General features: G+C 44.8%; 14 protein-coding genes and 1 pseudogene. 7 read left to right on the forward strand and 8 right to left on the reverse strand.

What is annotated here, in order from left to right; genetic code table 11:
• Window positions 1-4: 4 nt before the first annotated feature.
• A pseudogene (locus tag KT990_RS13495) lies at window positions 5-143 on the reverse strand (IS982 family transposase); the annotation flags it as partial.
• Between the two features lie 174 nt (window positions 144-317).
• Window positions 318-2,024, reverse strand: coding sequence for a sensor domain-containing diguanylate cyclase (locus KT990_RS07425; RefSeq protein WP_218208562.1), 1,707 nt, complete (start codon window positions 2,022-2,024; stop codon window positions 318-320).
• A 1,114-nt stretch (window positions 2,025-3,138) separates the two neighbouring features.
• Here KT990_RS07425 and omp33-36 point away from each other — a divergent pair.
• A complete protein-coding gene (omp33-36, locus tag KT990_RS07430; RefSeq protein WP_416378407.1) occupies window positions 3,139-4,056 on the forward strand; it encodes a porin Omp33-36 in 918 nt (305 codons plus the stop codon).
• Window positions 4,057-4,138: 82 nt separating this feature from the next.
• On the opposite strand, the gene KT990_RS07435 is transcribed toward omp33-36, so the two are convergent.
• The 4 genes from KT990_RS07435 to KT990_RS07450 form a co-directional block, all read right to left on the reverse strand.
• Window positions 4,139-6,109 carry a BCCT family transporter gene (locus KT990_RS07435; RefSeq protein WP_218208564.1) on the reverse strand — a complete coding sequence of 657 codons (1,971 nt, stop codon included), beginning with the start codon at window positions 6,107-6,109 and terminating at the stop codon, window positions 4,139-4,141.
• Window positions 6,110-6,286: 177 nt separating this feature from the next.
• Window positions 6,287-7,003, reverse strand: coding sequence for an ion channel (locus KT990_RS07440; RefSeq protein ID WP_100534518.1), 717 nt, complete (start codon window positions 7,001-7,003; stop codon window positions 6,287-6,289).
• 229 nt (window positions 7,004-7,232) lie between these two features.
• The gene (locus tag KT990_RS07445) at window positions 7,233-8,939 is read right to left on the reverse strand and encodes a cation acetate symporter (protein ID WP_005173198.1); all 1,707 of its coding nucleotides are present in this window, start codon (window positions 8,937-8,939) and stop codon (window positions 7,233-7,235) included.
• A 1-nt stretch (window position 8,940) separates the two neighbouring features.
• A complete protein-coding gene (locus tag KT990_RS07450; protein ID WP_005095096.1) occupies window positions 8,941-9,273 on the reverse strand; it encodes a DUF485 domain-containing protein in 333 nt (110 codons plus the stop codon).
• A 181-nt stretch (window positions 9,274-9,454) separates the two neighbouring features.
• On the opposite strand from KT990_RS07450, the gene KT990_RS07455 reads away from it, so the two are divergent.
• A complete protein-coding gene (locus KT990_RS07455; protein ID WP_100356969.1) occupies window positions 9,455-12,946 on the forward strand; it encodes a PAS domain-containing hybrid sensor histidine kinase/response regulator in 3,492 nt (1,163 codons plus the stop codon).
• 412 nt (window positions 12,947-13,358) lie between these two features.
• Window positions 13,359-14,120 (forward strand): hypothetical protein, encoded by a 762-nt coding sequence (locus tag KT990_RS07460; RefSeq protein ID WP_218208565.1) that lies wholly within the window; start codon window positions 13,359-13,361, stop codon window positions 14,118-14,120.
• Between the two features lie 89 nt (window positions 14,121-14,209).
• On the opposite strand, the gene KT990_RS07465 is transcribed toward KT990_RS07460, so the two are convergent.
• Window positions 14,210-14,860 (reverse strand): response regulator, encoded by a 651-nt coding sequence (locus KT990_RS07465; RefSeq protein ID WP_218208566.1) that lies wholly within the window; start codon window positions 14,858-14,860, stop codon window positions 14,210-14,212.
• A 377-nt stretch (window positions 14,861-15,237) separates the two neighbouring features.
• Between KT990_RS07465 and msuE the strand changes: the two genes are divergently transcribed.
• The 4 genes from msuE to KT990_RS07485 all read left to right on the forward strand — a co-directional run bounded on the left by msuE (window position 15,238) and on the right by KT990_RS07485 (window position 19,451).
• Window positions 15,238-15,972, forward strand: a complete 735-nt coding sequence (gene msuE, locus KT990_RS07470; protein WP_218208567.1) for an FMN reductase — start codon at window positions 15,238-15,240, stop codon at window positions 15,970-15,972.
• Window positions 15,973-16,001: 29 nt separating this feature from the next.
• Entirely contained in the window at window positions 16,002-17,114 is a 1,113-nt protein-coding gene (gene sfnG / locus KT990_RS07475) for a dimethylsulfone monooxygenase SfnG (RefSeq protein ID WP_218208568.1), read from the forward strand.
• A 180-nt stretch (window positions 17,115-17,294) separates the two neighbouring features.
• Complete coding sequence (locus KT990_RS07480) at window positions 17,295-17,915, forward strand: riboflavin synthase (RefSeq protein ID WP_005095084.1); 621 nt, start codon at window positions 17,295-17,297, stop codon at window positions 17,913-17,915.
• Window positions 17,916-18,035: 120 nt separating this feature from the next.
• Complete coding sequence (locus KT990_RS07485; protein ID WP_100534522.1) at window positions 18,036-19,451, forward strand: cryptochrome/photolyase family protein; 1,416 nt, start codon at window positions 18,036-18,038, stop codon at window positions 19,449-19,451.
• Between the two features lie 65 nt (window positions 19,452-19,516).
• On the opposite strand, the gene KT990_RS07490 is transcribed toward KT990_RS07485, so the two are convergent.
• Window positions 19,517-20,698 (reverse strand): acyl-CoA dehydrogenase family protein, encoded by a 1,182-nt coding sequence (locus KT990_RS07490; protein WP_005095080.1) that lies wholly within the window; start codon window positions 20,696-20,698, stop codon window positions 19,517-19,519.
• Between the last annotated feature and the right edge of the window lie 116 nt (window positions 20,699-20,814).

The following is a 20,814-nucleotide window of genomic DNA, read 5'->3' on the forward strand; positions in this document are numbered from 1 at the left end:
TTCGCAAGAGGTCTATTGCTTCAGACAAGCTTAAGGCTGACTTTTTCAGTCTAGGTTTTTGATCAGAAATTAAAACTTTCTCTAAAGATTAAATGTTTTGCAAAATCGTCCAAAATACGAAATAATTCGGTAATATGATCCATTGAAAAGCCTTGTTTTATAGCATTTTTTTGAGAACCAATATGTTATAAATTCAGAGATTTTTTTTACTCTTTTTTATATCGAATTCAGGTTAATTTATTAGTTTTATACAACTACTCTATTAAATACATTTGGCTACTTTTGTGCAGTCAAAAGTAGAGAAGGAATCTTTTAGACTAAACCTCTGCCACCACATTCCGTCCCTTCGCTTTGGCTTTAAACAAAGCATCATCAGCATTTGACAACAAAGCTATCCAGGAGCCAGCACCAATGGCAACCCCGATACTGACCGAAACCTGAATCTCGTCTCCTGCTGCAGTCACAATATGACGCTCAGCCACTTCAGCCCGGATTTTATCAGCCACAATCAGTGCCTGCTGCATCTGGATATTTTCAATCAATACCAGAAATTCATCGCCGCCATAACGCACCAACAAATCTGTAGCACGGACATTGGCCTGTAAACGCTCGGCCACCAGTTGAATCACCTGATCGCCAATAATATGCCCATATTGATCATTCACCTGTTTAAAATGATCAATATCAATAATCATCAAACAGGTCTGGCTCAATTGACCCGGCTGATTTTCCATAAAGCGGATATATTCTTCCAACGCAAAACGGTTGGCCAGCCCGGTCAAAGAATCGGAATGAGCAATATTTTTTAAACGGAATTCTAGCGCATCGCGTTCTTGCAACATTTGTTGCAATTTCTGAATGGCAGCGAATAAGGAATCAGAATGATTCACTTCACGCAGCCGCATATCAATTTTCTGACGACCCGAGTTTTTAGACAAACTCAACAACATGCGGCGTGCCTGAATAAGTGGCAAAAATACTTGTTTGCGTGCAAAGATCATGGTGGAAATCGCGGTCAGTAATGAAATCAACGATACCAACACGCTCCAGATCAAACGCTGCATATTGCTGTTCATTTCCTGAATAGCGGCATCTCTGCTGTATTGCAGCAGATAAGTTTGCAGATCTACCACAGTCGCAAATTTATCTACGATCGCTTCAGTCAGCTCTGTTCCGCTCAAACGGTAGTCACGTTGCTCCAGACTGTCACTGATCAGCTCACTCACAATCGGTAAGCCTTGCTGAATAAACTCGGTTTCTACCCGCCGATGTAAACGGATGAATTCCTCAGTCTTATCTTGAACAGGTTGAATGGTATCAATCAAGGCCCACAAATAACGCACCTGATGTTGGGTCTGTAAAGAGCGGGTAATATTTTCAGTGGGAAGCGGAGCTTCAAAAGTCACATGTGCCATGATAGACGAGGCCACACGACCGGCCTGATCACGTAAATCTGATAAAAATAGAATCTGGCTAATATAGTTATTCAGAGGGGTCGATGAGCTATCTGAAGCCACCGCCACGTCACGCAAAAGTTCACGGCAACTTTCCCAGGCAGCAAACATCGCCAGAATCGCCTGATCAAGTTCCTGAGCACTGCGCAGCTGACGCGGCATCTGGGTATAAGCATCAACCTGTGCACGCCCTTTTTTCAAACTATTCTCAAGCTGTGAAAGTTGCTGACTCAGGTTGTTAAAACCGACCTCCGTCAAGACATCAGCCGTCTGGGAGAGCTGCCGATCCACCTGTTGACGGTAGCTGATTAACTCTTGCTGATGCTGGGCAAATTCCTGCACCGAACTGGACATGGCCTTATTGGCAGGCGCACGCTCACGCGAAATTTTATTTGCCAGGTCAGCGACCTGCTGCAATGCATTCAATTTTTGATAGGTTTGTCTGGATTTTAAATAACTTTGACTGCTACTCACAATTAAGGGAATACAGATACAAAGTAAACATAAAATAATAATCGACATCGACCAGTACAAACGTTTACTGATCCACTCAGAGCGTAAGGTATTCATGCTGTTGTATTACGCCCCAATATGACAAGCAAAGCTAAATAGATTGATTATTATACAAATAAAATGAAATACTCTTAAAGTAGGTAATTCAACTTAGTTAATGTTTTTTCTATATTTTTTTGATTTTAATTTTTAAAAGCGCTACTTTTTAAATTCAGGCTAAAGTTTTATGGGTTTTATCCTACAAAAAATACAACACAAATACAGGACTTTTAAGCATTAAAAAAAATATCAAAACTTGCTTTCCGCACTATTTACACATGCAACAATTGGGTGCATAATGCACCGCATTAGGGCGAGTTAAATTATTCCTCAGCAGATATTTTAGTTTACCCGCAAATTTTGGCGAAAAAACCCCAGTTTTCTATGAAAACTGGGGTTTTTTTTAGTGCTTATATTTTTAGGTCATCTATTAATGAATTAATATGCACCATTTTAGTGCTTTATTTTTACTATTTTTATTGCTGAAGTTCATTGCTACAGAACAGTTTCTATCTTAGAAGATGAATAGAAAGTAAATAAAAAATGCGGATAAAAAAAAGCCCAACCTTGGGGAAAGCTGGGCCAATAAAAAAATTGTGGAGAATCACGTTAAATCATGATGAAACATCAACTTTAACCTGATACTGATATTATGTAAAAATCTATTAACAATGTAAAGCCGATTGGCCTAGTCGAGATTAAAAAGCATCACATTTTGGTTCAAAAAAGAGACATTTATGCTAATTTTAAACAGATTTTGCCTTAAATTCGTGCAATTTATGATAAAGCGTGATGAATTAGATAATTTATCTTATATTTTTTGACATATTTATGAATTTATCCTTAAAACATGAATTGAATTTTACGATAAAAAATCAATAATCAATTTAATTAATGAATAATAATATCCACACATTTTCTTCTTAATCTTTGACGTAGTGTTCTATTTTTAAGCTCTAGCTTTTTGTTATAAAACAAATTTTACATAAAATTCAATTTCAAGCTAAATAGATGAATATTACACAAAACTAATACATTATTTTAAGACGAAAAAATACTAAATTCAAAGCGGATTGACTTAATAAATTGTTACAATACAATATGTTCTATGTTGTACATCTTTTGTAACAAAATGGTAAATATCATGAAAAAACTAGGTTTAGCCACTGCTGTATTATTAGCGATGACCGGTGCTCAAGCATATCAATTCGAAGTTCAAGGTCAGTCAGAGTACATCGATAACACTGCAAATGACAAAGACTTCACTGGCGCTGTTCAAGGTACTTATTACTTTAAAGATGTAGATGCGTCTAAAGGTCCTTTAGCTGAAGCTGCTTTCCTAAACCAAGCGTCTAATGTTGCTCTAGCGTATAGCTATGGCGAAAATGGTCAAGAAGAAGCTGGACGTTCACGTACTGTAAATCATACTTACGGCGTGAAAGGTGAAACTTATATCCCAACTAAAGTTGTGCCTGTTTATGCAAGCGCTTCTTATAGCCATACAATTGCTGATAATAAAGCTGGTGAAGCAGATGACAATGGCGACCGTTATGCATTAGAACTTGGTGCATTATTGATTCCTAACTTCTTGGTTGCTGTGGGTTATACCAGCGTTGCTGATCAAGCTTCTTTAGATGCATTCAATATTGTTTCAAACGGCGTTGCTAAAGCAGGCTTAGAAGCAGTAACAATCGCTGATAAAAAAGATGCTATTACTGCTCGTACTAAATACGTAGGCGCGATTGACGGTACAAATATGGCTATCGGTTTTGAAACTGGTTTAGTCTATGGTCGTGATACTGCTTATAACCTAAAAACTGATCTTTTCTTAACACCTAAGTTAAGCGTTGGCGCATCTTATATGGAATCTAGCTACAACGATTCTCCAGATAAAGCTTGGGGCGCAAACGTAAACTACTTCGTTACTCCAGCTGTCTCTGTTGGCGCTAGCTATGTAAATGCTAACTTTGAAGCTGTTAAAGCTGCTGAAGAAGATGCAGTTGCTTTAGACACACAAACTGTTGGCGTAAATGCTAAATTCCGTTTCTAATTTTTAATTAGATGCTGAATAGAAAAAAGGACGCTTGATGCGTCCTTTTTTATTATTGCTTGATTTTCAGATTTAGATACGCTTATTCCGGTGTACGCACCAGACTTAAAAAGTGCAAATGTCGCTCATATTGATCAATAATATCCTGGAGCAGATCTTCCTGCGTCCATTCCATCACGTCATAACTCTGCCCGCCTTCTCTCAAGAATACTTCGGCCTGATAGGAGTCTGCTCCTGCACACTCCGGCTCCGACATAAAACTTGGCGTTAAAGTCTGGGTTGCGACCACTTGATAAATAAAATTGATTTCATCCTGATGATCAACACGAAGCTGTACTCCATGTTCGAGTGCACTAATACTCACCTGGAGTTGACGCCGCTTCAGCTCACTTTTAAAACTGATAAATGCCTTGTTGACTGTGCTCCTAATATAATCCTGTACCTCTTTTTCAGTATGCGGATAATGCATAATCAGGCCCAGTCGCTGCTGCCAGCTGCGTGGATTCTGAATCGCACGTGGGGTAATGCGTGCTGCTTGCAGTGCATGCATTTTGGTGACATCCAGATGCAAGGCTTTGATGAGACCCCAACAGATCAGCAGCATGATCATAGTAAAAGGTAAGGCACTCATGATGGTGGCAGATTGCAAGGCTTCCAGTCCACCGACCAGCAGCAGTACAATCGCCAATAATGCCATCAATACTGTCCAGAACAGGCGCTGCCAGGTCGGAGAATTCTCACTTTTCGCTGTCAAATAGTCCGTCACTAAAGCACCGGAATCGGCAGACGTGACGAAAAATAACATGACCAGCAAAGTCGCAATAATACTGGTCACTGAACTGAAAGGCAGATGATTAAGGAACTCAAACAACGCGACTGAAGAATCACGCTGAACTGCTTCTAGCAAGCTGGTATTGGCTTCATGCATAATGCTGTACAGTGCGGCATTGCCCATAAAACCCATCCAGATCAGGGTAAATCCAGTGGGAATCAGTAGTACGCCAACGATAAACTCACGAATACTTCGCCCTTCCGAAACCCGGGCGATAAACATGCCGACAAATGGAGACCAGGAAATCCACCAGGCCCAGTACATGATGGTCCAGCCCCCAATCCAGCCACTTGGCTGATAGGCATACAGATTAAAGGTCATATTAAACAGATTCGAAACATACTGTCCGGCATTCTGAATAGTGGTCTGCAACAGGTAAATACTCGGACCTGCCACAAAGACAAAGATCAGCAACAATAGTGCAAGCACCAAATTTAGTTCAGATAAGCGTTTAATTCCTTTATCCAGACCAAAAAACACCGAAGTTGCAGCCATGGCACTGACCACAATAATCAGGATGACCTGAGTACTCGGTGCCTGTTCAATCCCGAACAGATAATTCAGACCCGAGTTAATCTGGGTCACGCCAAAACCTAAAGTCGTGGCTACGCCAAAGACTGTACCAATGGTGGCAAAGGTATCAACCCCGTCTCCAATCGGGCCATAGATTTTTTTGCCAATCAGCGGATACAAGGCTGAGCGAATTTTTAAGGGGAGTTGATGCCGATAAGCAAAATACGCCAGCGACAAACCGACGAGCGTATAAATGGCCCAGGCATGCAGCCCCCAGTGAAAGAATGTCACTCGCATGGATTGCTGTGCAGCCATTACCGTTTCTGGCTCGCCGGCAGGTGGCGTGACATAATGCATTACCGGCTCGGCCACACCAAAGAACATTAGTCCGATGCCCATGCCTGCAGTGAATAACATCGCAAACCAGGAGGTACTGCTATATTTAGGCTGACTATGATCAGGCCCCAGTTTGATTTTACCCATGTCTGACAGGGCAATATAAATCAGAATGATCAGAAATAATGCCACTGACAATACATAGAACCAGCTAAAGGAATTGGTAATCCACTGGTTTATTTGCTGGGTCAGCAGTGAAAAAGCATCTGGTGCAAAGACGACTAAAGCTAAGAAAATTGCAATAATCGTGACGGTACTAATAAAAACATTTGGATTGATATTGGCAAACCAAGATGGTTTTGTGGAAGGCATACATCCCCCATTTTTAATAAATTGAATTGCCGTGAGGCTTACATCATTATTGACAAGTACAAACGATCTCGCAGAATTTACTGCTGTAATAGATACGTTTGATTTTCAACATTTTAAAATGTAAAGACGAATAAAGCAGTGAAGTTACTGTAACCCGATCATTCCAAGGGTTGTCTCTTACTCATCCGGACTTCTATGTTGATTTTCTGCACTATTTTGTTTAGGCAGATGGGAAATATAATGTAAGGCAATCAGGCGAGAAACAATCAGGGCCAAATACATCACCCCGACAAACATCTGGATAATTGCCAGCATCCGTGCCAGCGGACTGACCGGCATCACATCCGACAAGCCCGTGGCGGACTGGACACTAAAGCTGAGAAAGATCAAATCCAACCAAGGCTGATGGGCTTGCAAGTCAGGATCTGAAAAGCTATAAGGCACCCATAACTGGCAGACACTATAAAGAAAAGCAAAGCCCCAGGCCAGTAAGGTAAATACCGCTCCAGCTGCAAAGAGTTCATCTTTGGTAAGATAGCGGTCATGAAACATATAACGCAACAGGCCATAAGCAGCACTAAAATATGCACTGGCTTCAAACAGATTCGCCGTCACATAGACCCAGGTATAGCGCAGGCCCAAAACAATCAGTGAAGAAAATAGAATTGCGCCGGCCACAAAGCTGAGTCCTAAAATGGTAAACATCGGCGTCTGGCGAATGACCTTGGCAATGACCAGTAACACCAGGACACCGAGCATCCAGGTGACTGCTCGATAGGGCAGGTTTTCATAACTCAACATGGACAAGATCAAAATCAGCAATTGCAAACAAAGCAGCCATGCTGAGGGCAGATGGGTAAAGCTGTGCCAGAACTGCTGCAAAGATTGCTTCATACTGCCCTTCTTGTTTGTCTAGTCATGCACGCATGTATTGTTATTTTATCAGGCTTAACATAGCATGATTAAAGCAGTATATAGCTGTACGATTTGTATGCAAAGATTGAAAAAATCAAAGCAAAATCTAGCGCACCCAAATTCAGTACGGCGCTTGCTCTAAAAAATTTGGAGCATAAGGGCATAAAAAAAAGTCCCTTACGGGACTTTTTTTATAGGATATCAAATCTTAGTGATCTGATGCTCCTGAGATACCGATACCGGTTTGTGAACGTACAAACTGAGCATCAAAGGCTTTGCGTTCTGCTTGAGCCTGTGCTGAATTATCTGTCACAGAGAACAACCAGCAGCAAAGGAATGACAATGGCATCGCAAAAATTGCAGGGCCATTGAACGGGTTCACCGGCGTATCCGAAATACCCAAGGTGTCGACCCATACTGCTTTAGAAAGCACAATTAATGTTACTGCGGTTACCAGACCAGCAACACCGCCAATCACTGCACCGCGTGTCGTCAAGCCTTTCCAGAACATAGACAGCACCAGCACCGGGAAGTTGGCACATGCCGCAACCGAGAATGCCAGACCTACCATGAACGCTACGTTTTGTTTCTCGAACAGAATACCGAGAATCATCGCGAAGATCGCAAGACCTAAAGTTGCAATTTTAGACATGCGCAGTTCAGATTCAGGTGTAGTTTGGCCTTTTTTCAAGACGTTGGCATACAAGTCATGCGAAATTGCTGAGGCACCTGACAGGGTCAAACCTGCAACCACCGCAAGAATCGTTGCAAATGCGACTGCAGAAATGAAGCCCATGAACAGATCACCGCCCACTGCATCAGACAAGTGCACCGCAGCCATGTTATTACCACCAACCAGCTCCAGCTTGCCAGTCAATGCCATTTTCGCAACATCAAGGAATTGCGGGTTGTTCGATACATACAGAATCGCACCGAAACCAATGATGAAGGTGAGCAGGTAGAAATAACCAATAAAACCTGTCGCAACTACGACTGATTTACGCGCTTCTTTAGCATCTTTTACCGTGAAGAAACGCATTAAAATATGTGGAAGACCTGCTGTACCAAACATCAATGCCAGACCTAAAGAGATCGCATCAATCGGATTAGACGCCAGACTACCCGGACCCATGATCTTGGTGGCATCTGTCAGGCTTAAATCATGTACTTTTGAGTAGACACCAATTGCCTGTTCAAACATGTTGGTAAAGCTGAAGCCCACGCCTTTCATGACCATGAATGCCATAAAGGTCGCACCGGACAATAACATGACTGCCTTGATGATCTGTACCCAAGTGGTTGCCAACATACCACCGAAGATGACATAAGCCATCATCAACAAGCCAACAATCACGACTGCAATGTTATAGTTCAGACCGAATAGAAGTTTGATCAGCTGACCTGCACCCACCATCTGTGCAATCAGGTAGAACGCCACCACAACCAGTGAACTTAAAGCAGCCAAGGTACGTACCGGTTTTTCCTGCAAGCGGAAAGATACTACGTCTGACAGGTTGTATTTACCCAGGTTACGCAGACGTTCTGCCACCAGGAACAATACGATCGGCCAACCCACCATAAAGCCCAGTGAGTAAAGCAAGCCATCAAACCCAGACAGGAATACCATCGCGGAAATACCCAGGAATGATGCTGCTGACATATAGTCACCGGCAATGGCTAGGCCATTCTGAAAACCGGAAATACCGCCACCGGCCGTATAGAAGTCTTTGGTACTGGTGGTTTGTTTGGCTGCCCATTTGGTAATAAGCAATGTTGCCCCAACAAAAATCAGGAACATGATAATCGCAGGCCAGTTGGTTGCCTGCTGTTCTGCTGCACCCAGATCAGGTCCAGCCAGGGCCAGACCTGAGGTCATTGTGGTTGCAGCAAGGGCGATAAGAGAATTCCATTTCATCTTAATGTGGTCCTTTTTCATGAGCAATTGCTTCTACTTCACGTATGGCTTCTGCCGTCAGTTGGTCGAGAGTGTTATTTGCAATATAGGAATACACGCCACACAAAATGAATGACAAGACAATGATGCTCAGACCCAGCGGTATCCCCCAAGTCGTTACACCACCTGAAAGCGAAGACAATAAAAACTCTTTGTTGTAGCCGACCAGCAACATGAAACCCACATAGACAAATAGCATAATGCCGGTTAAGGTCCAGCTCAGCATACTTTTCTTGCGGACCATTTCTTTGAATTTTGGATTTTGTAGAATTCGATCTACTTGTGCCTCATCCATAGTTACACTCCTGTAGCCCAACCATGGGCTAACTATTTTTAATTCGAATTATCACTATTACAACTTAACAAGAATCCTATGTTCTTGTAATTTAGACTTTGGTCGTTAAAAAATGACCAATTTAAACTGCAGCGTTCATGATGCGCTATCATAGCGGCATGCTCAGCACACATCAGGCTATATGAACAGTTGGCTCATCATAGGGGTACTTGCCCTCTATATCGCATTGCTCTTTATCTGCGCTTTTTACGGGGAAAAACATGCCAGCCGGCTGAGTACCCGTGGGCGCATGCTATTGTTTAGTTTAACTTTAGGGGTGTACTGTTCATCCTGGACCTTTTATGGCGCTACCGGCGCTGCGGTACGGGAAGGCATTATTTTCCTGCCGATCTATCTGGGTCCGCTGTTATTCGTTGCCGTCGGTTATGATATCTGGCGCCGATTAGGACGGGTACGACAGCATCATGCGATTTCCTCAATCGCGGACTTTGTCGCGGCGCGCTATGGTAAAAGTGGCCCGCTGGCATCGCTGGTCACCATTCTGGCAGTGGTCGCGATTGTGCCTTATCTGGCCTTACAGCTACGCGCCATTGCCCTGAGTGCCGCAGTCATTCTGGAACCATCTGCCGGAATTGCCAACACCACCAATGGGGTGCTGTTTTTGACCGGTGTACTGGCCATTCTGGCGATGATCTTTGGCACCCGGCAGATTGCCAATACTGAACAGCATGGCGGTCTGATGCTGGCCGTGGCCTTTGAATCCTTTGTCAAGCTCTTTGCCCTGCTGGCAGTCGCCTGTTTCTTTATGTTTGAAGCACCAGGAAATATGGCACAGATCAGCACAGATATCAGTACCACCTTCCGTGATGTCCAGCTGTTTGGGGTTCCGCAAAGTTTCTGGGTTCAGACCTTGCTGGCAGCCCTGGCAGTTATCTGTCTGCCACGCCAATTCCATGTAGCAGTGGTGGAGCTGCGTGATGAAAAACATATCCGCGGTGCACGGCGCTGGTTTGCGGTTTATCTGATTCTGACCACGCTGGCGATTATTCCGATTGCCAGCTGGGCATTGCATGCGGCGCCGCAATATCTGGCAATTCCAGATGTGGCGGTCCTGTCCTTACCCCTCAGCTATAATCAGGACTGGCTCACTTTATTGGCATTCTTGGGTGGCTTTTCCGCATCTACCGGGATGCTGCTGGTGTCTTCTGTGGCACTTTCCATCATGCTCAGTAATGATCTGATTATGCCAGCGCTATGGCGTTTGAAACTGATTTCCCGACATGATAAACGCTTGCCGCTGGTACTGAAATTTACCCGCCGGATCTGTATTCTGGGCGTGATGTTAATGGGCTTCCTGTTCTTCAACTTCTTTAATGATATTGATCAGCTTTCTGTTTTTGGCCTGTTGGCCTTTAGTGCGGTAGCACAATTCGCCCCTGCCCTGATCGGCGGCCTGTACTGGCGCGGTGGTAGTAAGCAGGGCGTATATGTGGGTCTGTTGACCGGTTTTGCCTTGTGGTCCTATACCCTGCTGTTTCCCACCATTCTGCGCAGCCTGCCAGAAGCCTATCACCGCTTTAGCCAAAGTCTGCTCACTAACGGCCCTTTTGGCTGGAACTGGTTACGTCCTGAAGCACTGATCGGTTTCGAATCGTTTGATCCGCTGACGCATGGGGTGGTCTGGGCACTGGGCCTGAATACAATCCTATATATTTGGGTTTCGCGGATTTTTCGTCCGAGTATTGCCGAACAGATTCAGGCTGAAAGTTTCTTCTATTATGAAACCAAGCCACTGCCATCGCAGAGTCCCTCAACTGAAGTCAGTTATTCGCATCAGGATGTGGCCCGTTTAAAAGTTGGCGATCTGATTACCCTGGCCAAACGGATTACCGGTGAAGGACCGACCACACGCGCTTTTCAGCAATTTTGCACCCAAAACAGTGTCGAACTGAATGAAAACAGCAGCGCCAATGGCATGTGGTGGCGTTTCACCGAACAGTATCTGGCCGGCACCATCGGGGCAGCTTCGGCCCGTACCCTGCTGACCACGGCCATGGTCAATAATGGTCTGGCCTTGGGTCAGGTCGCCAATATTCTCGATCAGGCCTCGCAATGGCAACGTTTTAACCAGAATCTGATCATGACCATGATTGATCACATGACCCAAGGGGTCAGCGTAGTCGATGAAAACATGTGTCTGGTGGCCTGGAACAATCAGTATTTAAAACTGTTCGATTATCCGACCGATATTGTCTATGTCGGCTGTCCAATCGCGGATCTGATCCGTTATAACGCCGAGCGTGGTGAATGTGGACCAGGTTCGGTCGAAGAACATGTCCGCAAGCGGATTCACTGGATGCAGGTCGGCAGTGCCCATGAATTTGAACGGATTCGTAAAGATGGCCGGGTCATTCAGATGCGTGGTAATCCGATCGAAGGGGGTGGTTTCGTTACCACTTTCGCCGATATTACTGCCTTCCGTGAAAATGAAGCCGTCTTGGAAGCCCGGGTTCAGGATCGTACTCAACAGCTGGCCGATGCCTTGTCCGAACAGCAACTGGCGCGTGAACAGGCCGACAAAGCCAATATGTCGAAAAGCCGCTTTATTGCCGCCGCCAGTCATGACCTGTTGCAGCCGATGCATGCGGCGCGTCTGTTCAGTACTGCCTTGGAACAAAGTGTACAAAATGACGAAGACCGCAAGACCTTGCAGCAACTGGATCGTGCCTTGCATGGCGCAGAAAGCATGCTGTCTGCGCTACTGGATATTGCCCGACTGGAAGGCGGTACCATTCAGCCGAAACGTCAGGCCTATCCGCTACATGACCTGCTCAGTGATCTGGAACTGCAGTTTAAATCCATTGCGGCACAACGTGGCATTCAATTCAGTGTGCATGATGCGCAGTTCTGGATTGATACCGATCCACAATGGATTCGCCGGATTATCCAGAACTTTGTTAGTAATGCGCTGCGTTATACCGCCAAAGGTAAAGTGATGGTCGGTGTCTTACGCTCCAGTACCAAACCGAATCATATCCGCATTGGCGTCTGGGATACCGGACCGGGGATTGCCGAAGAACAACGTATCAAGCTGTTTCAGGAGTTTGAACGTTGCGGCCATACCTCTCCATGGGGTGAACAGGGCCTTGGACTGGGTCTGGCCATCGTGCAACGCATGACCAGCATGCTGGATTATCCTGTGCATGTGTATTCGGCGCTGGGCAAAGGCTCCTGTTTTATGATTGAAGTGCCTGTCATTGCAGCACCCAAAGTCGTCGATGCACCTGTTCAGGCCGTACCACTAAAAACCAAGGCGTTTAAAATCCTGTGTCTGGATAATGATGAAACCATTCTGGAAGGGATGGCGACCTTGTTGAGCAAATGGGGTTATCAAGTCTTTAAAGCCACCGAACCAGAGCAGGCATTGAGGCTGATTCAGCAGGAAAATATTCAGGTCTGGCTGGTCGATCAGCATCTCAATCAGAACAAGATCGGTTTAGACTTTATTCTGGAACAGCGCCGCAATGATGTTCCGGTGGCGCTGATTACTGCCGATTCCGATCCGGAATTGCCACAGCGCCTGAAAGAGCTGAATATTGTATTGCTGAAAAAACCACTGAAACCTGCATCCTTACGATCATGGTTATCCGGACTGAAAATTTCTGATTCCTAAGATTGTATTGCATTCATGAATGCCCATTTTAAAGCTTAAAATGGGCATTTTTTATACTCAACTGCCACAGAAAATTACCTAGCTTGCATAAAATTTATTCTAATGTGCTAAAAGCAGCAAATATGCCGAAAATACAGCCGAATAAATTGACCAAAATGTTCATTTTCTAATTCACCATGGCAAAAAATGACCAATCTGTACCTGTACAGCAGTACACTTATTTACAATTAATTATCTATTTGTTTTAACTCATAATTAAAGGGTAATTTTCCAGCACTATAACTTTAGTCGTATTTTTTATCAGCTATGCTTGGCTCTAAAAATAGAGGAATAAGAAACGATCAGTTTCCATCTCATACATGCCTTGATTATTTGGGTCGCTGATCTATTTCTGCATATCGGAGTTCTTCACATGAACATAGATCAAAACCATGGCCTGAATCAGACCCAGCAGTTTCACCGTCAATATGGCGCCAATGCCTTATTGCCAAGCATTGACTGGGCACAGATCTTTAAATACAGCAAGCTGAATGATGCCCAGTATCAGGCACTGGAAACGCTGTATCAGAGTGCAGTCCCCCTGGCACTGCAAGTCTTTGATGAATTACATTTTGATGTCTTTGAACCTTATGCCTACAAGCCGCAAGGTCTGGGCCTCTTTGAAAAGATTGCTGAACAGGAAGACAAGCTGATTCAGTCTTTAGAAGCCGAAACAGAGGATCTTCCGGCAAAAACCCGTCATCAGATCTGGAGCATGTTGCTGCGTGGTGGCGCGGTACTGGTCTTTAAGGCTTGGCTGGGTAAGGTCAAAAATGAAGAAGATTGCCTGGACACCAGCCAGTTTGATGAGCTGTCTGATCTGTTATTTATCAAAACCTGCCCACATGAGCTGGCGCAGCGTTTACATGTCGATCCGAATACGCGCGACGAACATGTCTTCCTGATGTATGGCAATGAAGTTTATCTAGACCGTTTTAACAGCCTGGAAACTGCAGCGCTGTTTGTGGATCTCGGTGTTTATGATGCGACTTTCCTGAGTCTGCGTGATGATCGTGTGGCGGAATATCTAAAATCGAAGGGTTATGTCACCGAAGAGCAGATTGATGAATTGCAATGTGCCTTAAATCCTTTGTTTTGTGATGATTTCACCCGCAAACAGGATTATATCGCCTAGCCTATTCAGGCATTTGCACTCAGTTTTGCAGATTTCGCCTATAAAAAAAGACCTCTAAGGAGGTCTTTTTCAATTCGGATATGCAGAACTTACATTTTCCGCTCTTCAATATTCAGTGCATTAATGGCCAATACCGCTTGTGTCCGGTTTTGTACGCCAAGCTTACGGAAGATTGCCGTCACATGCGCTTTAATCGTCGCTTCTGACACATCCAGTTCATAAGCAATCTGCTTGTTTAATAAACCTTCAGCCACCATCATCAATACCCGGAACTGTTGCGGCGTCAAAGACTGGATCCGTTCTGCCAAAGCCGTTTCATCGGCAGCACGCGGATCAAAATTCATATTGGCTGGCAGATTTGGCGGTAACCAGATTTCACCTTCCAGCACTTCACGAATCGCTTCACCGATATGGCTGGGGTGGGCAGATTTAGGAATATAGCCCATCGCACCATGTGCAATGGCACGCTGGATAATGCTGACTTCTTCATGCGCAGACACGACAATAATCGGTAAAGACGGATATTGTGCGCGGACATGCACCAAGGCAGAAAATCCGGAAGCGCCCGGCAGGTTTAAATCCAAGAGCACAAGATCAGGCTCAGGGCCATTTTCTAGACGTTCATAAAATTCATTGACTGCCGCAGTTTCATGAATCTGGGCTTGTGGCAGGCTATAACGTACAGCTTGAATCAAGGCATGACGAAATAGTGGATGATCATCAACGATTAAAATATTCATAGGCAACGTGAGAGAGATCTTGGCACGGTAGCCCCTATTCTAACCACACAACCCGGTTAAGGATATGCAAGACACTACAATTTTTAAAATAATATGCAGTTTTTCTTCAAAATTGCCCATTTTTGCACTATTGCAATAATTGTTTAATTCTCATCACTTTTTTATATATCACTTATTCCTCACTGAAAAAGCTTGTCTGCATTCAATATAAATATAAATATCATAAACTTAACCCTAAATTAATTTTAAAAAATCAGGTCTTTGTCGTATATCGCAAAATCAGATAACTTTTCAGCTTTTCGTTATTTTACACGCCTTCGCTGAATCGGGATTAATAGGGTCATTCCGAGATTATCCCTATTTTTCAGGTTCTAAATATGTCTAATTTTAATGCGCAAAAACCCTTAAATATTGTTGCCGTATCTGGCGGTTTAAATCATCCTTCAAAAACCGAAGCCTTGGTTCAGGCCATTCTGGATGAGCTGGGTGAAGCGACACCAATCAATGTGCATTTCATTAAATTTAGCGAAATTGGTTCGCTCTTGGGCGGTGCAATTTACCGTAATCAGTTGCCGCAACGCGTTCAGGATGATCTGGCAGCAGTAGAAGCCGCAGATGCGCTGATTGTTGGCACTCCTGTGTACCGCGCTTCATTTACCGGCCTGTTCAAGCATTTCTTTGACTTTGTCGAGCAAACGGCGCTGGTGGATGTTCCGGTATTACTGGCGGCTTCTGGTGGCAGTGATCGTCATGCGCTGGTGCTCGAACATCAATTACGTCCATTATTCAGCTTCTTCCAGGCTCAGACTTTACCGATTGGCGTGTATGCGACTGATCGTGATTTCACTCCTGAATATACCATTCACAGTGAATTGCTCCGCGATCGTATTACCCTGGCAGTAGCACGTGCCCTGCCTATTCTGGAATGGGCACCGGCCAAAGGACAACGTGCCGAAGTCGTTAAAGCAAAAACCCAACAGGCCAACCAGAACTTGAGCATCAATAAACAAATCGAACAAGAAGAAGTCTTGCCCTCTGCGGCTGTACCAAGTCTGGATGCAGCAGAATCCCGCTTGCACAGTAAAAAATCAGCGCAAACGCAAGTTGCTTGATCAGCGATTTTCACTTCGAGGGTTGAAATATGTCACAACAGCAAATACAGCAAGACATCAAATTTGCGTATTGGGTTCCGAATGTCAGTGGCGGTTTTGTCGTCAGTACCATCGAACAGCGTACCGACTGGAGCTATGAATATAACGTGCGTCTGGCACAAGCAGCAGAAAAAAGCGGTTTTGAATATGGCCTGACCCAGATTCGTTTTGCGTCAAGCTATGGTGCAGAAAACCAGCATGAATCTGTCAGCTTCAGTCATGCCTTGCTCGCACAAACCAGCAAGATCAAGTTAATTGCAGCAATTTTACCCGGGCCGTGGAAACCTGCGCTTGCGGCAAAACAATTGGCCAGCATTAACCAGCTCAGCAATGGCCGGATTGCGATTAACGTGGTCAGTGGCTGGTTCCGGGGCGAATTTGATGCGATTGGCGAAGCATGGCCAGAGCATGACCAGCGTTATGCCCGTTCAGAAGAGTTTATTCGCAGTTTGCGCGGAATCTGGAATACGGATCACTTTAATTTTGATGGCAAGTTCTATCAATTTAAAGACTATACCTTACGCCCACAACCGCTCCCGGATAAACCGGTCGAGATTTTTCAGGGTGGCAGTTCACGTGCGGCGCGTGATATGGCTTCACGTGTTTCAGACTGGTATTTCACCAATGGCAACACGCCTGAAGAGCTGAAAAAACAGATTGATGATATTCGCGAAAAAGCCCAAGCCAATAATCACACTGTGAAAATTGGGGTCAATGCCTTTATCATCGCACGTGATACTGAAGAACAAGCCAAAGCGGTTTTACAGGAAATTATTGATAAGGCCAATATCAAAGCAGTGAAAAATTTTGCTGAAGCGACACGTGAAGCCGGTGCCTCGACAACTGAAGGCGAAGGCAACTGGGCAAAATCAAGTTTTGAAGATTTAGTCCAGTATAACGACGGTTTCAAGACCAATTTAATTGGCACACCGCAACAAATTGCTGAACGTATTGTGCTGTTAAAAAATATTGGAGTCGATCTGGTGCTTTCCGGTTTCTTGCACTGTGTTGAAGAAGTTGAATATTTTGGAGAAAAGGTGTTGCCATTGGTGCGTGAGCTAGAAACACAACAACAGCAGGTTGTGCAGGCTAAATCCGCTTAAATCTAAGTGGTGCTTATGCCCAAATATTATAATAATGACGGCACATTGCAAATTTTCCCCTCAAGGCTCGGCTTGAGGGATTTTTTATCCGGACAGAAACCAAGCAGTCCAGTAAAGCGCTAGCCGGATTTAGCTTTCCTGCCTACAATGGGATGCAATTGCAAGAATAGACGTTTAACTATGTATACCGGTATTGTCCAAGGCCTGGAACAGGTCATCGAGATTCGCAAAGGCGATGGTTTTATTACTCTGTTGGTCAGTGATCAGCACAGCTTTTTTGCAGATGTGTTTATTGGCGCCAGTGTGGCAGTAAATGGTGTCTGTCTTACGGTGACCACGATTGACCGGGCGCAGAAACAGATTCATTTTGATATTTCCAATGTCACCTTGGCGCTTACCACCTTGAAAGCCTTAAAAATTGGTGATGAAGTGAATATTGAACGCTCTGCCAAAGTCGGTGCAGAAAACGGTGGACATAATCTGTATGGCCATATTGAAGGCAGGGCTAAGGTCATCCAGATTGAAGCTCGCGGTGAAACCCTGCATATCGATTTACAGATTCCAGAGGGCAATATCAAGTACTTCTTCCTAAAAGGCTTTATCGGGCTAAATGGCTGCAGCTTGACCGTGAACCGTGTCGATCGTGCCCACAGTGAAATTTCGATTGACCTGATTCCGGAAACCTTGCGCCTGACCACCTGGAAGCACATCCAGGTGGGCGATACAGTGAATTATGAAATTGACCAGATGACCCGTACTTTGGTGGATACTTTGGAAAATATTTATCAAGCCAAAGCTTAATGGTACAAAGAGACTGGTACGTGCAAAAATCAGTCTCCTATCATATTAATATTTTAATACTATTCCATCGGTAGCAGATTGCCTAAAATGCAGGCTAACTCCCTGATTTAAGAAAGTACCATGCATCTGATCTGGTTTCGCCAAGACCTTCGAATTCAAGACCATGCCGCTTTGTGGCATGCCACTCAACAAGGCCCCTGTGTGGCTTTGGTGGTGCTTTCTCCTGAGCAATGGCAGTTACATCAAGATGCGCCGATCAAAATCGATTTTTATCTGCGACGGCTACAGGTTTTCAAACAGCAACTAGAACAACTGAATATTCCTTTAATTGTGCGAGAAGTCGGCTTGTGGCGTAATCTTGCTGATGAGATGTTAGCACTCTGCCAAAACTTGCAGATTGATAGCGTGCATGCACATATTGAAGTTGGGGTCAATGAACTACAGCGTGATTTCAAGGTTCAGCAACGACTAGAACAGCAGCAGATTCGGGTCGAGCTGTATCATGATCGCACCCTCTTTCCATTGGCGAGTATCCGCAATCAGTCCAATCAACCCTATCAAGTCTATAGTGCCTTTAAGAAAAAATGCTATGAGCGGCTGATTCTCGATGTGCCTTCTGCTTATCCTGTGATTGCGTCTCAGGACTTGCTCGAATTGCCTGCAGAGCTGACACATTTTGATCTGGAAAAGTTTGCGGGTCGCTATTCAATAGAAAATTCTGAAAAACTTTGGCCCGTAGATGAAACTCATGCCCTACAGATGCTGGATGATTTTATCGAAGACCGCTTAAGCAGCTATCAAACAGATCGTGATATTCCAGCGCTTAATGGCACCAGTCAACTCTCGCCTTATTTAAATATCGGCATTCTCTCGATCCGCCAGTGCATTCAGGCGCTGTTTAAACAACATCATGGCTATTTCCAGATCGATGATCTCGGTCAACAAACCTGGCTGGATGAACTGCTGTGGCGTGAGTTTTATCAGCATACCCTGTTCGATTTTCCCCGCGTTTCCAGACATCGCCCGTTTAAAGAAAATACCGATAAAATCCAGTGGCGGCATGCACCTGAAGATTTGGCAGCCTGGCAACAGGGCCAAACCGGGATCCCGATTGTAGATGCCGGGATGCGGCAGCTACTGGCCACCGGCTGGATGCATAATCGGGTGCGCATGATTACCGCAATGTTCCTGTGCAAAAACCTGCTGATCGATTGGCGTTTGGGAGAAAGCTGGTTCATGCAGCAGCTGATTGATGGTGATCTGGCAGCCAATAATGGCGGATGGCAATGGTGTGCTTCGACGGGTATGGATGCGGTGCCTTATTTCCGGATTTTCAATCCGGTCAGCCAGTCACAGAAGTTCGACCCGAATGGGGATTATATCCGTCAGTGGGTGCCTGAACTGGCGCATCTGGATGCCAAAAGCATTCATGAACCCTACGCCAAAAACCCTGACCGTGAACTGGACTATCCAAAACCGCTTGTGGATTTAAAATCTTCCCGTGTCCGGGCAATCGAGGCTTTTAAGCAGCTTTAAAAAAGACCCGTCATCTTAAAAATAATAAAACAGCTTCTCATATAGAGGCTGTTTTATTATTAGGATCAGGAATAAAAACTTGGATCAGGCACTTTTCCGGTCAGCACCCATTCCCCCACTTCCTGATATTTATAATCCACCGGATCATGCAAGGTTTGAGTCCGAACATTACGCCAGAACCGGTCCAGATTCAGTTGCGCAGTCGTTGCCCGTGCACCCATGACCTGAAAAATATTCTGGGTGATATATAAAGAGCTATTGGTCGCGGCAATTTTGGCGGTGGCAATCGCAATCGAGACTTCACCACGCTGCTCGGCAGTCAGATCAGGGCCGATATTCCAAGCTTTCTGCAAGGTCTGAATGGCTTGATCTGCCAATAAACGCACGCTTTCCAGCTGCACATAAAACTCGGCAAAATGCTTTTGGGTAAAAGGATCATTCACTGCATGTTCAGCCAAGGATTTTGACCAGGCTTTTTGGGTTTGTACGGTCTGTTTGGCAACTTCAAAAGCCCCTTCGGCGACACCGAGAAACATATGCACAAATATCAGCTGCGCAATCAATGGACGTAAACTGGAATACGGCGTACTCAGTGGCCCCGGATTGAGCAGCAATTCATCCCGGTGAATGTTGACCTGTTCAAAATGACTGGTGCCGCTGTCAGTCTGGCGCTGGCCCATATTGTTCCAGTCGCCTAGAAAGCTCACACCCTGTCGCTGGGTAGGAATCACGCCAATCAGCAATTTTCCTGCTTCGTTATAACCTGAACACAGCAACATATCCGAATCGATCGAACCAGAACAAAAGCTTTTATCACCATGGAAAATATATTCATGTTCTGAGACTTGAGTTGCCGTGGTACGACGATCCAGCGGATTGAGAGTATTGCCCCAGAACAGATTATTTTGGACAGTCTGTGCAAACCATTTGCCATATTGCTCGGGTTGGGAAAATAGCTGTACGGTGGCAATCAATAAATGATGAAATCCATAAATATGCGCCAGAGAGCTATCGACCTGCGCCAGGGTCTGAATGGTTTTAAAAATTGTCCGCCAGTCTGCTCCCTGTCCACCATAGGCAACAGGAATAGACAAGCCGAGCAGACCACTGTTACGGATCAGGTCTCGTTCATGCTTGGGATTACCGCCCTGCTTGTCTCGCACTGCGGCAGTTTGGGCAAATTGTTCTGCCAGTTTCTGGGCAATATCGACAGGAGATTGATCTAAATATGGTGATCGTACATTCATTATTTTAACTCATGTTCAGCATGTGGGCAGCTTAGCAGATCAAGACGTTGCGCTATATTCGAAAGCATGCAGAGCTTATTCCTGATCTAAAAATACCGGCTGCGTGCAGCCGGTAT

Source organism: Acinetobacter sp. F9 (assembly GCF_019195275.1).
GTDB classification, from domain to species: Bacteria; Pseudomonadota; Gammaproteobacteria; order Pseudomonadales; family Moraxellaceae; genus Acinetobacter; species Acinetobacter pseudolwoffii.